This window comes from Paenibacillus sp. AGC31 (assembly GCF_057334655.1).
This window is the reverse complement of sequence record NZ_JBHFJH010000001.1, coordinates 306,201-318,927: the sequence shown is the minus strand read 5'-3', so window position 1 is coordinate 318,927 and position 12,727 is coordinate 306,201. Positions and strand designations below refer to the sequence as shown.

9 protein-coding genes and 1 pseudogene are annotated in these 12,727 nt (G+C 45.6%); 5 read left to right on the top strand and 5 right to left on the bottom strand.

Annotated features, from left to right (window positions below):
• Window positions 1–20 precede the first annotated feature (20 nt).
• The 4 genes from ACE04G_RS01320 to ACE04G_RS01305 all read right to left on the bottom strand — a co-directional run bounded on the left by ACE04G_RS01320 (window position 21) and on the right by ACE04G_RS01305 (window position 4,656).
• A complete protein-coding gene (locus ACE04G_RS01320) occupies window positions 21–1,052 on the bottom strand; it encodes an ABC transporter substrate-binding protein (protein WP_221824564.1) in 1,032 nt (343 codons plus the stop codon).
• 34 nt (window positions 1,053–1,086) lie between these two features.
• Window positions 1,087–1,959, bottom strand: a complete 873-nt coding sequence (locus tag ACE04G_RS01315; protein ID WP_221824563.1) for an ABC transporter permease — start codon at window positions 1,957–1,959, stop codon at window positions 1,087–1,089.
• Window positions 1,959–2,735 (bottom strand): ABC transporter ATP-binding protein, encoded by a 777-nt coding sequence (locus ACE04G_RS01310; protein ID WP_221824562.1) that lies wholly within the window; start codon window positions 2,733–2,735, stop codon window positions 1,959–1,961. Before ACE04G_RS01310 ends, ACE04G_RS01315 begins: the two co-directional genes overlap by 1 nt.
• Window positions 2,736–2,976: 241 nt before the next feature.
• Entirely contained in the window at window positions 2,977–4,656 is a 1,680-nt protein-coding gene (locus ACE04G_RS01305) for a PucR family transcriptional regulator (protein ID WP_449003455.1), read from the bottom strand.
• A gap of 350 nt (window positions 4,657–5,006) precedes the next feature.
• Between ACE04G_RS01305 and ACE04G_RS01300 the strand changes: the two genes are divergently transcribed.
• The 3 genes and pseudogenes from ACE04G_RS01300 (at window position 5,007) to ACE04G_RS01290 (ending at window position 9,762) form a co-directional block, all read left to right on the top strand.
• On the top strand, window positions 5,007–6,032 hold the full coding sequence (locus tag ACE04G_RS01300) for a BtrH N-terminal domain-containing protein (protein WP_221824560.1): 1,026 nt from the start codon (window positions 5,007–5,009) through the stop codon (window positions 6,030–6,032).
• A 341-nt stretch (window positions 6,033–6,373) separates the two neighbouring features.
• A pseudogene (locus ACE04G_RS01295) lies at window positions 6,374–7,720 on the top strand (AbfB domain-containing protein).
• Between the two features lie 197 nt (window positions 7,721–7,917).
• Window positions 7,918–9,762 carry an RICIN domain-containing protein gene (locus ACE04G_RS01290; protein ID WP_449003456.1) on the top strand — a complete coding sequence of 615 codons (1,845 nt, stop codon included), beginning with the start codon at window positions 7,918–7,920 and terminating at the stop codon, window positions 9,760–9,762.
• A gap of 132 nt (window positions 9,763–9,894) precedes the next feature.
• Here ACE04G_RS01290 and solA read toward each other — a convergent pair whose 3' ends face one another.
• Window positions 9,895–11,031: an N-methyl-L-tryptophan oxidase gene (solA, locus tag ACE04G_RS01285; protein ID WP_221824558.1), complete on the bottom strand. Its 1,137-nt coding sequence runs from the start codon at window positions 11,029–11,031 to the stop codon at window positions 9,895–9,897.
• A gap of 165 nt (window positions 11,032–11,196) precedes the next feature.
• Between solA and ACE04G_RS01280 the strand changes: the two genes are divergently transcribed.
• Window positions 11,197–11,754, top strand: a complete 558-nt coding sequence (locus ACE04G_RS01280) for a GNAT family N-acetyltransferase (protein WP_221824556.1) — start codon at window positions 11,197–11,199, stop codon at window positions 11,752–11,754.
• Between the two features lie 176 nt (window positions 11,755–11,930).
• Window positions 11,931–12,686 carry an exodeoxyribonuclease III gene (locus ACE04G_RS01275; RefSeq protein WP_221824554.1) on the top strand — a complete coding sequence of 252 codons (756 nt, stop codon included), beginning with the start codon at window positions 11,931–11,933 and terminating at the stop codon, window positions 12,684–12,686.
• The last annotated feature ends 41 nt before the right edge of the window (window positions 12,687–12,727 follow it).

Here is a 12,727-nt window from a genome sequence, read left to right as displayed (position 1 = left end):
AGTAATCACCCTTTCTCTCTCTATTTGGTGGTGAAGCTTGAATCGATAATCTCCTCGTAAGCGAGGTCTTCCTTCAGATTGCCGATGAAGCGTTGCATATCGATTGCGGTCTCGAAGGCCGATTCATTGATGAGTCCTTCCGCAGGATATACCTTGCTGTCGATCATGCGTTGTACCGCTTGCTCCACGACGTTTTTGTCCAGATTCGGGAATTCCTTCACGGCAACTGCTTTTGCGCCTTCAGGATTCGATTGAATGTAGTCCAGGGCTTGCTCAATAGAGGTAACGAAGCGCTGGGTGAGATCAGGATTCTTTTCAATGAAACTTGCGGTTGTATTCATCGTTGCAAAGGCGAAGTCAGGATAATCCTTCGTGAAATCATGGACAATATGCAGTCCCTCAGCAATGCCTTGATCCAGCTGCGGCTCGTAAACGATAGCAATGTCAGCTTTGCCTGCTAATACAGCACCAAGCTCGGAACCATTCTGAACCTCAGTAATCGTCACGTCCTTGTCAATATCGATGTTGTTGTCAGCGAATAACTTCCGCAGTAAGCTGTTGGAACTTGTAGGTGCCAAGCCCACAACGATGGTTTTACCTTTGAAATCTGCTGTCGAGTTCACGGTTACGCCTTCTCGCGCAACTGCCCATACTGGAGCGCTACCCGATAGAAGAACCAGTGAGCGAGCATCTCCGCCCTTTGCATTAGCAAATGCGACATGCTCAGGACCGTGGAAGGAGAACGCAGACTCGCCTGAGATCACCGAAGACAATGCCGTTGGACCACTTCCGGCAGCACGGATGGAAGATAGCTCAATACGATTCTCCTTTAGAAAACCTTGGTTGTTCGCTACATACAAGGGAAGGTAGAGCAGGTTGTGATAAACTTCGGACACCATAATTTTGTCTACCTGCGTATTTGCTTGCCCCCCGCTATCAGATGCACCTGCGCCACTCGCAGGTGTTGTGGCATTGCTGCCGCATGCACTGAGCAGTGAAGTCAATATAACCGTCATGGTTGCTAGAAAAGCTATCTTTTTGAATGTACGCATTAGTCATCAGTCCCCTTTAATCGTTGTAGGTCAGCTATACAGATGTGGATTTGCTGCTGGTCTTGTTGTCATTCCATGGAAGGAGACGGGATTCAATATAACCGACACAGGTGTAGAGGAGCATGGCGACCAGCATAAGCATGAACACGCCGACCCATACGGCCGGAAGGTTGAACAGGTTACCTTCGACGAATACCATGTGTCCAAGTCCTTTATCTGAAGAGATGAATTCTCCACCTACGACAGATACCAATGCCAAACCGATATTGATCCGGAAGGCTGAGATGATCCATGGCAGAGAGGAAGGAACGATAATTTTGCGGAAAATTTGTGATTTCTTTGCACCGAAGGATTTCATCAGATTAATCTGGGATTCGTCGATTTGATGAGTCGCTTGGTAGGCGGATAATAGCGCTACGATAAATGTTGCTACGGAGGCCAGAGCAATCTTGGAGAAGATGCCTGAACCAAACCAGATGATAATCATAGGAGCTAGGGCAATCTTCGGGATGCCGTTCATGGCTACAATGAATGGATCGAGCACACGGGCAACGGACTTGGAATACCACATGAGCAGTCCTGCCAATGAGCCGATTAAGCTTCCGGCTACGAATCCGATAACGGTGGCATTCACCGTTGCAAACGCGTCTGTAAGCAGTTGCCCTGAGCTGGCCATCGTGATGGCGGCATCAAGAATGGCGCTTGGTGATCCCATGAGGAAACCGTTAACCATTTCCAAGCGAACGGCGGATTCCCATATCACTAGGATGACCGCAACAATAATGAACCGCCACAGCATCGTCATCAGCCATTCTTTGGAGAAGGTAGACTGTCTGCGTTTGCTCTTGCTCTTCGTAACTCCAGCAGGCTTTCCGGCAAGGGTAACTTCAGGTGATGTGCTCTTCATTAGCTGATCCTCCCCATTTGGATATCAAGCTCTGACCAGATCGATTCAAAATACTGCTTGAACTTGTGGTCGGAGCGGGCTTTCAGTGCTGAGCCATATTGCGAGGCGAGACCAATGTCATACACCTGCTTCACGGTTGTTGGTCTTTTACTCATAACGGCAATGCGGTCGGAGATGGCAATCGCTTCCTCGATGTCATGTGTGATCAGGACGCCTGTCTTGCCCTCGGATTTCAGGATAGACAAGATCTCATCTTCCAGAATGAGTCTGGTCTGATAATCAAGTGCGGAGAAGGGTTCGTCCAGTAATATAATATCGGGCTGGGTAACGAGGGTACGAATGAGGGCTACACGTTGGCGCATACCGCCTGATAGTGTAGAGGGATAGGCTCCTGCGAATGAAGCTAGGCCATAACGATCCAGATAATCCATGGCAATATCGCCGCGATCCTTTTTGGACATGCCCTTCACTTCCAAGCCTAGCGTGACATTGTCCAGGATGCTTCTCCAAGGAAGTAACAGGTCCTTCTGCATCATATAACCGACATGACCGGTGGTCTGATCGATCTCTTCGCCACAGACGATAACCTTGCCATTTGTTGGCTTAAGCAGACCTGCGATAATGTTGAAAATCGTACTTTTGCCGCAACCGCTCGGTCCCACGATACTGAAGAATTCCTGTTTCTTGATTTGCATCGAAACCTCAGCCAGGACCTGAATATCTTCTCCGGTTGCACTGACAAATGATTTGGATACGCCTTGTATCTGTATAGCCATGATAGGTAGCCCCTTTCCTACAGCCTGATGTTTTTTCGTTTCTTGATGTGATTTGATGTTAATTAACATGACATTAATGAATATATTCCTAATCATATAGACTGTTTGCATCATTGTCATTAGTTACTCTGAACATAAAAATAGAATTAAATCAGTTAAAATGCACAAATGAAGATTGAACATGAATTGAATATGAAAAGGAAACAAAAGAACGTGTCATTATACATGACACATTCTCGGTTTAAGACGTATGATTAGCTTCACTAGGAGCTGGATTAACATTCAGAAGGGACTCAAGTGCGAAGGCAAGTCGGAAGCGAAGGCTCTCCATCGGGTCCTTAATGTTCCTGCCGGTTAGTTTCTCGCATTTCTCCAATCTATAGATCACGGTATTGCGATGTACGAACAGCTCTTTCGCCGTATCGACGATCTGGCAGTGATTCTCATAGAAGGAGGACAAGGTTTTCATAAGCTCGTTACGCTCGTTTGGATCTCGGTCGTTGAAGGGCTTAAAGGTTTCGTGATGGAACTGCAGCATCTCATCGTGGGGAATCATACGCAAAAGACGGCTTATATCCATGGTTTGATAGGAATGAGCGAAGCGGGTCTTTCGCATCTGATAGCCGGACTGGAGCGCCTTGACTGCTTCTTTGTAGGAGAGTCCAATATCCAATACATTCGTGTAGGAATTACCTATGCCGAAGGATAGGCTGAGCTGCGACTCTGTATACAGATTGCTCGCCATCCGCTCAAGCTGCTGAACCACGGTGTGTTCGTCCCAAGACGATTCGGCCAAAAAGACAAGTATGCCGAACTGGTCGTTCTTAGTGAACATGACAAAGGAGAGATCCAATCTGGCGAATTCCTGTTTAATCAGCTCATAATTAGCATCTCGTTCCGAGATGAACCGCTCTTCCCCGGAGGATGTAGAGTTTTGCTTAGATATGCCCGCTAAGGATTCATCCTTTTTGGCGATGATCAGAACGGAACTTCCTTTGGCTTGCAGCCCATATTTCTTGCCGCGATGTAGCGCTTCTTGTTCCGAACGAATGAAGCCCTGAATGAGATCGGAGAAATATTCATTTTTGTAACGGCGGGAGCGCTCCTTGACCGCTTGTTTCTTAGTTAACTCGAGACCAATCACATTGACGGCTTGCTCCAGTGCCAGAGTGGAGAGCTTAGAGGTTGTGGAACTGTCGTAAAGTGCGATCAAATAGCCCTCGTGCCGATCCGTGAAGATGGGATGAAGCTCGGCATGTCGATATTTATCAGCAGTAAGCAGGCAGATCGAGATTGCGGTGTGGAAGGAAGGGTGCTCATCTATAAAAGTCAGTAAGGGCGCGGCGAGAGACTGGTGATCCATCTGTTGTGCATAATGGGAGCTTGCCGTAATCTGCTTCTTCGAACCAAGCAGAAGTACAGGTGAGGATAGCAACTGAGACAACGTATCTACGATGGAGGGTATGCCTTTTCCCTGCATCACCATCGTGGAAAATTGCTTATGAATAGACAACGCGTAGTGTAGCTCATAGGTTTTGTTCTGAAGGATGGCACTGATCGAATGTTGAAATATTTCACCGAGTGTATTGTCTATCTCAGACAGCTCGATGATTGGGAAGCCCAGTCTGTTGGCTGTCTCAAGCAGTTGCGGAGATAATTCAAGGGAGAAACGCTGTGTCTTTACAGCAAGCGCTGCACACCCAATTGCATGCATGTCTGTAATGAATCCAAGATGATCATCTGGGCGGTCTTTTAGGATATAACCGTTGGTCAGCAGCATATCTCCCGGCTTCAGGAATTGGACAATATCTGGCGCGTCCATAATATTAATCGATTGCACCAAGCGATCTAGTCCGCGATGTCCAGCAATAACCTTTGCTTTGGAGAGAATGGGGATAGTCAATAACTGTTGCAGATCCATCTTCAACCCACTCGCTTTCATAATGATATGTTATAAAATCTAACATTAAGTGGGGTGGGCGTAAAGAAGAGTTTGGATAAAGAGGCTAAAAGATATCGGATTTTTAAGCATATTGCAAAGTGCCGAGGATGTTCTTTTGTAAATATAGTATACGGCCCAGATTGAAAATACACTTGTAGTATAACTACTCGAAATGTGATGATGACAGATATCTAATGTACTACACTGCGCTTTAGTTGTTCAATTATGAAAGCCTTTTCAGTATAGGGTAAATTCTGATATGATAGAAAAAATTGGTCTAAATTAAATATTTAGTAATAAATCTAGCGGATTAAGAAAGGAAGATAAGGATGCCAACAGAAAAAGGGTTACCGATTAAATATCCAATGATTACTTCACTTCCTGCGTTTGCAAACATGACTGCTATTCTTAGCACTCAAGAAGACGTTTTTTTTCCGTGGTTTTGTCATAATCATGTCCAGCTAGTAGCCTGGGAGACTCCAGAGGTTTACATACAATTTTATACGCCTGTTTTTAGAGAATACTATCGATTATTTGAATTACACCACTACCATAAGAAGGTTTTAGTAAAGTGGTGTGACGATATAAAACAGTTTATTATTGATGCAATTGATGAAGACAATTATGTATATTTAAGCATAGATCAATACTACATTGCTGCCTATGATAATTTTGGAAAAGTGCATGCCCCGCATGATATGTTGATCTATGGATATAACAAAGAAAAACAAATGTTTTACGTAGCTGATTTTTTTAATTCCAAATATTCGTTCTCAGAAGCGAATTTTGATAGTATTAACGAAGCATTTGTAAGTCCTCATTCTGAGGGAGAATGGTTCAGAGGAGTTCAGCTTTTGCAATTTAATGAACGAAAAAGTGATTTCAAGTTTGATCTGGGTTATCTGATTAAACAGTTGCATGACTATATAAATGAAACAAAATCCTCTAACGATTATAAGTTGGTTGAAGAACCTGGAAAAGATACAGATGCTTGGGGAATAGGAGTTTATCGTTTTTTAAGAGAACATATTACAGAGACTGCTTTATTTGAATTTAGTCTGATTAGATCTCTCCATTTGCTCTTTGACCATAAAGAAGTGATGTTGAGAAGTTTGGTTTATCTCGATGAGAAAAAGTATATTACTAGATTTGATATTCATGAGAAGGCTTACAGAGAGATTAAACAGATGTGCTTAATTCTTAGAAATTTATGTATAAAGCACAGAATTTCAGAAAAAACAATTCATATAAAAAAAATAATTGAATTAATTGAGAAGATTGAGAAGGAGGAACGGATGGCAGTTCAGGAACTGTTATCAGATCTTGAGGAAGTGAGATTAACCTATCTAAAGTAGATTGAATTAAATATCTTTGATAAATACAAGAAAGGTGAACTCTCTCGTGCAGAGATCACCTTTTTTATTTTCTTAATAACCAAACTCATTTTAACTTCAATTGAATGATGTTAAGTATGTTATACTCTCCCTTCGTTACAGTTCATACGGATGAATCGCCGATATTCGGCTGGAGTACAAGAAAAGTGCTTCTTAAAAATACTCGTAAACTGAGAATTTGAAATATACCCGATGGTAGTCGTGAGGTGTTGATCTTCAGGGGCAGTCCCAGGTACGCTCTGTCTTTGGTAATACAGTAAGGTATTCCTCTGTTCATCACTCATGGATAAGGAGATGACCCAATGTTGACGAAGAAGGAAGAGGGGATAGGAATAGGAGCAGGAAAGTCCAATGGTTTCAAGGCCGGAATGATTCTGCTGCTGGGAACTTTACTTCTATTAACGATGTTATTCCCCAATACAGCCAGAGCAGCGACAAGTGTATATACGATATCCGCTTTTACGAACACAAGTGAGTCCAATATGTACATCTATGAATCGTATAATGCAACCCACTATGGTTTGCTAAAAGGGCCAGCCTATACACCTCCGGCCGATCTGATCCGCGATCCCAGCATCATGAAGCACACAGATGGTCTATATTACGTTGTCTACACCACGAACTGGTCGGGTAACACCATCGGCATCGCCTCCAGCCCGGATAAGGTAAACTGGACATTTGTCCGTAATATTACATTATCCACACCTACCACAATTGCACACACCTGGGCACCAGAATGGTTCAAAGACAGCAACGGCAGTCTTAACATTATCGTGTCCCTCTCACCAGGCAACTATCAGAATTTCAAACCTTATGTACTCACAGCTTCAGGTAGCAATCTAACATCTACCTCATGGTCTGCACCTACTGAACTGGCAGGCATTGCTCCCAATTATATCGACACTTTTATCGTGAAGACAGGCTCAACCTATCATGCTTTTACCAAGAACGAGACCACCAAATACATTGAATATGCGACATCCACTTCGCTAACGGGTCCTTATACCTTTAAAGGCACAGGGGATTGGGCAGGTTGGGGTTCTTGGGTGGAAGGCCCGGCCCTTGTTCAGCTGGATAATGGTTCCTGGCGAATCTACTTTGACGGCTATGCGACACAAAAATATTATTACAGCGACTCTGCTGACAACTTCCAGACTTGGGGTGCCAAACAAGAGATTGCGGGTCTTACCGGACTCGTCCGGCATATGACCGTATTGAAAGAGTCTGGACAACAGGGGGATATCCGCAATCTGGAGTCATTCAATGTGCCTGGCAGCTTCATTCGTCGCTATAACTATCAGGCAAGGATTGATGCCAATGTCAGTCCGGCGGAAGATGCACAATTCCGTATCGTTCCCGGGCTGTCGAATGCAACAGGCATTTCGTCTGAGTCCATGAATTATCCGGGTTATTTCCTGCGCAATAATAATGGCAACATCACACTCGTGAAAAATGACGGCAGCACTACATTCCGAATTGACGCCACGTTCAAACGTGTAAATTGACTTGCTAACGCTAGTTGGACATCGTATAGCTCGTTTAGTAACCCGAACCTGTTCCTGAGACATTATAATAATGTGCTGAAACTGGAAGCTGTTGTTACCGCAATTGATAAGTCAGACGCGACCTTCCGAGAGGTTGCACAATAATAGGTGTTTATTTTCTAAGTTAAACTATACATTTACACGATAACGGAGAGGTCAGAAATAACTTGAAGAAGCGAAGCGTGCGCGTTTATCCCCGGATTTTCCCCTTTTTAAGAATAATTAAAAATCTGGGGATAACAGCGATCGGAAAGTTGTTCTGACATCGGAGTGCAAGTGTAAATTCATAAGGAGTGAATCGGATGAAGTGGTTAAAACGAATGAGCTCGCTACTGCTGGCAGGAAGTCTGCTAACATGCAGTTTGGGTCTGGGGACAGAGGTATCTGCTGCGGGAGCCTACACGGCTGTTGCCGATCCATCGAAGCAATATCAGACGATGGAAGGATGGGGGACATCCCTCGCGTGGTGGGGCAAAGTGGTTGGAGAATATTCCAATCGGGATGAGTATGTGGAGAAAATGTTCAATGCAAATACCGGACTGGGGCTGAACATCCTGCGGTACAACATTGGAGGCGGGGATAATCCATCGTCCAATATCCTCGAATATCGCAAAGCCGTTCCTGGTTACCAGCCTTCTCCCGGCGTGTATGACTGGAATGCAGATGCAAACCAACGATATATGCTGCAGGCTGCCAAAGCTCAAGGCGTGAATGTCATCGAAGCTTTTGCGAATTCCGCACCTTACTGGATGACGATCAGTGGTGGTGTGTCCGGTGCGGCTAATGGAGGGAATAACCTCAAGCACGATTATTATGATGATTTTGCCGATTACTTAACTGAGGTTGTGAAGCATTTTCGGGATAACTGGGGGATCACATTTGATAGCGTAACTCCACTGAATGAACCGATCTCAACGTGGTGGAAGCAGGGCAATGACCAGGAGGGCATGCACTTTGACCGGGCGGATCAGAACACGATTCTGAGTCAATTACAAGCTTCGTTGAATGCAAAGGGCCTGTCCACAAAGTTGAGCGCACCGGAAGAATATAGTATCGATGATACCAATGTATCATTCAACAGCTACAGCACCGCGGTGAAATCAGCAATCAGTCAGATCAACACCCATACGTATGGCGGAAGCAATCGTACTGCTTTGCGCAACACCGCGACGTCTGCGGGCAAACATCTGTGGACCTCGGAATATGGAGACGGAGATGCAAGCGGACTTACCATGTCACGTACCATCCTCAAGGATATTCGCAATATGGGCGCAAGTGGATGGGTGTATTGGCAAGCCGTCGATAGTGCAGAAGGATGGGGATTCTTCAAGAACGTGTTGAACAATACGCAAACGACCAGTTACACGGTGAACCAAAAATATTATGTCATGGGCAATTACAGCAAATTTATTCGTCCTGGATACAAGATTATCGGCATGAGTGATGCCAATACCCTTGCAGCCTATGATGCAGCTTCCGGCAAAGTTGTACTGGTTACAACCAATTCGGAATCGACGGATACAACGGTAACCTATGATCTAAGTCGTTTTACTAACACAGGCACGTCTGCTCAAGTATACCGGACTTCTTCAACAGAGAAGTTGCAGCAACTGACTAATATTTCGGTGCAAAACAAAACCTTTACCGCTACGGCCAAGGCCAATTCGGTCACAACCTACGTCATTTCCGGTGCAACTTATAATGGTGGTACAGGATATGAAGCTGGGGCCATCTACAAATTAATCAACCGCAACAGTGGACTTGCACTCGATGTTAACGGTGCTTCTTCTACGGGTGGGGCAACAATCATTCAGTGGAATGATAATGGAGCAGCGAACCAGCAGTGGAAGCTGGAGTCGGCAGGTAACGGATATTACAACATCCGCAATGTGGGTAGTGGGCTTTTACTGGATGTGAATTCAAGTTCTACACAAGGCGGAGCCGCTCTGATTCAGTGGCAGGATAACGGGGGCAACAATCAGCAATGGCTGCCCATTGATGTGGGAGGAGATGTGGTACTTGCGAATCGAAACAGTGGCCTGACGGTTGACATCAATCAAGGGTCTCTGACCGCGGGTGCCTCGACGATTCAGTGGGCCGACAATGGCGGAGCCAATCAGCAATGGAGCCTAATCAAAGTTAATTAGTGTGAGTTGGCATGAGCTAACGTTCGTACGTGTCCTTCTTTCTTGGAGGAGGCGCAGTGCTCTAAGCAACACTGCACCCTCTAAGAAAGTAGCTATTTTAGACATACATATATTCATCCACCCAGCTGGTACTTAACGAAAACGGGATAGGGTGAACCTGCTAATATCCTGATCCGTGTGCCCCGTTTGCACCAAGTCGGATAGAATCTGCCCAATGGCACTTGCGAATTTGAAGCCATGACCGGAGAAACCGCCAGCCAGCCACACACGCTCATGGGCAGGGTGTCGGTCGATAATAAAATCTTCATCCGAAGTGAATTCATACTTGCACACACTACCACGTTTCAATTCTCCAGCTGCCTGAGGCATATGAAGTTCGAGCAGCCTGCGCAGATCACCCTCGTCCGTTTCTTCCGTACCAAAAGGAGCCATCGTACTTCCTGGTGTCCACACCTGGCCCGTATCATGACGACCCATCTTCAGACCTGATCCGCCAATGCTTGGAAATCCATAATATGTACCTTCCTTTCCTGCCAGTGTAAAACCGGGGAAGTGTTCCTCGCCGTACAAAGCTTCTGGTGCATCAAACCATCCAACCGTTTTACGCACTGCCTGGATCGGGAGATCCACGAAAGGTTTCAATGTCTGAAACCAGGCACCAGCGCTCAGGATGATTTGATTCGCGTGGTAGGTCTCACCACCTGAAGTTTGAACTGCGACGGAATGTGGTCCGTATTCAATATGCTCTACCCGAGTGTGAGTTAACAAGGTGGCACCATGAGTCTCGGCTGCTTTGCGGTAGGCACGAATACAGGGTTCACTATACAGATAACCCGCATCCGGTTCATACATGCCCTCGTAGTGTTCAGGTACGGTAATACCTGGCCAGCGTTTCATCACCTCGGCTGCGTGCAACGTTTCATACCGAATGCCTGCATCATCTGCATGGCTCAATCGGTTGTGGAAGGAATGAATCTCTGGATCAACCACATTTATTACACCGGAAGGAACAAATAGTTGATCGTCCACCGTTTCCTCCAGCTCGTGCCATAACTTCTGTGCGAGTAATGCCATGGCAATATAGTCAGCTCCGCCACTGTACACATGGCGCATCAGTCTGGTATCCCCGTGATGACTTCCTTCCGTGTGTGGAGGATCAAAGGCATCAATTAATAAAGTTTTACATCCACTGCGCGATAGATAATAACCTGCACTCATACCCATGGAGCCGGCTCCAACGATAATAACGTCATATGATTGTGTGGTCATGGTTCCGCCTCCCAGTCTATTTCCAATGTTAGTCTTCTAAAGCATAATGTAGTCTCCCTAATTTTAATAGTCAATAGAACAGCTTATAGAGAAGAGAGAGATGTTAATAGAACATATTAATAGTAAAATGGACTTCTACAATGAATGTTGCAAAGGAGACCTCGCATGAGTGAGCAATTTAGGTTTGATCTATTTCCATTAATTCAGACAGAACGATTCATCCTCCGGTCAGCCGAGACTGGAGACAGCCATGATCTGTTGGAGTTATATTCCGATGAAGCTGTGGTTCAATATATGCCATTCACTCCTTTTGAATCCGTGGAGGATGCACAGGGTGAGATGAGCTGGTATACGAAGATTTTCAAGGAACACACAGGATTACGCTGGATGATTGAAGACCGTGAAACTAGTAAAGTGATCGGAACCTGTGGGTTCCTGAACTATGAAGATGTACATAACCGTGCAGAGATCGGATACGACCTGCGTTCCTCTTTCTGGGGCCGCGGTGTTATGACTGAAGTGGCCCGTGCTGTGTTACATTTTGGATTCACAAGCATGCAGCTCAACAAGATTGAAGCAAAGGTTGAACCGGAGAACGAGGCGTCGATTCGCCTGTTACACAAGCTTGATTTTCAACAGGAAGGTGTACTGCGGCAGCATGAGTATGAGAAAGGCAGATATATTGACCTTGCGGTGTTCTCGAAGTTACGAAGCGAAAAATAGGCAAGCTAGCCTCATAAGGATTCCAATAACTCCATCTCAGCCCAAATCCGTAAGGCTTGTCCCCCGGAATGGGCCCCTCATAAGGATTCCAATAACTCCATCTCAGCCCAAATCCGTAAGGCTTGTCCCCCGGAATGGGCCCATGCTATATTGGAGAGATGTGAGGAGATGAGGATATGAAGCTGGTGTCCTGGAATGTGAATGGCTTAAGGGCATGTGTGACCAAAGGATTCATGGATTATTATCAGGAGAGTCAGGCGGACATTTTCTGCCTTCAGGAGACCAAATTGCAAGCCGGGCAGATTGAGATGGAGCTGGGGGAAGATGTTTATCAATATTGGAATTATGCGATCAAAAAAGGATATTCCGGCACGGCTGTATTTAGCCGAATCAAGCCTTTATCCGTTCGTTACGGGATGGAGGAGGACAGCGAGCCGGAAGGACGTATGATTACACTGGAGTATGATGAGTTTTATCTGGTGAACGTCTATACCCCTAACGCGAAGCGGGATCTGACCCGGCTGCCTTACCGTCTGGAATGGGAGGATCGATTCCGGGGATACATTCTGCAACTGGAGCAGACCAAGCCGGTTATCGTCTGTGGTGACCTGAATGTGGCTCATCAGGAGATCGATCTGAAGAATCCGAAGCCCAATCTGGGTAATTCCGGATTTACCCTTGAAGAGCGCGGCAAAATGACCGATTTGCTTGCTTCTGGATATGTGGACAGCTTCCGCCATCTGTATCCGGATCGTACGGATGTATACAGCTGGTGGTCTTATATGCCGAAGGTTAGAGAACGGAACGTGGGCTGGCGCATTGATTATTTTCTCGTATCTAATCAATTGGCACCTAAGGTGGCAGATGCGCATATCGACTGCCATGTGATGGGCAGTGATCATTGCCCGGTGGGTCTTACATTGGAACTGTAGGTACAAGGATTATCGTGAGATGGACAGAGGCATGAATTATA

Bases quoted from the DNA above. Each gene is read 5' to 3' on its own strand.
- ACE04G_RS01310 (WP_221824562.1), bottom strand. From the start codon at position 2,735: ATGGCTATACAGATACAAGGCGTATCCAAATCATTTGTCAGTGCAACC.
- solA (WP_221824558.1), bottom strand. From the start codon at position 11,031: ATGACCACACAATCATATGACGTTATTATCGTTGGAGCCGGCTCCATG.
- ACE04G_RS01290 (WP_449003456.1), top strand. From the start codon at position 7,918: ATGAAGTGGTTAAAACGAATGAGCTCGCTACTGCTGGCAGGAAGTCTG.
- ACE04G_RS01315 (WP_221824563.1), bottom strand. From the start codon at position 1,959: ATGAAGAGCACATCACCTGAAGTTACCCTTGCCGGAAAGCCTGCTGGA.
- ACE04G_RS01300 (WP_221824560.1), top strand. From the start codon at position 5,007: ATGCCAACAGAAAAAGGGTTACCGATTAAATATCCAATGATTACTTCA.
- ACE04G_RS01305 (WP_449003455.1), bottom strand. From the start codon at position 4,656: ATGGATCTGCAACAGTTATTGACTATCCCCATTCTCTCCAAAGCAAAG.
- ACE04G_RS01275 (WP_221824554.1), top strand. From the start codon at position 11,931: ATGAAGCTGGTGTCCTGGAATGTGAATGGCTTAAGGGCATGTGTGACC.
- ACE04G_RS01320 (WP_221824564.1), bottom strand. From the start codon at position 1,052: ATGCGTACATTCAAAAAGATAGCTTTTCTAGCAACCATGACGGTTATA.
- ACE04G_RS01280 (WP_221824556.1), top strand. From the start codon at position 11,197: ATGAGTGAGCAATTTAGGTTTGATCTATTTCCATTAATTCAGACAGAA.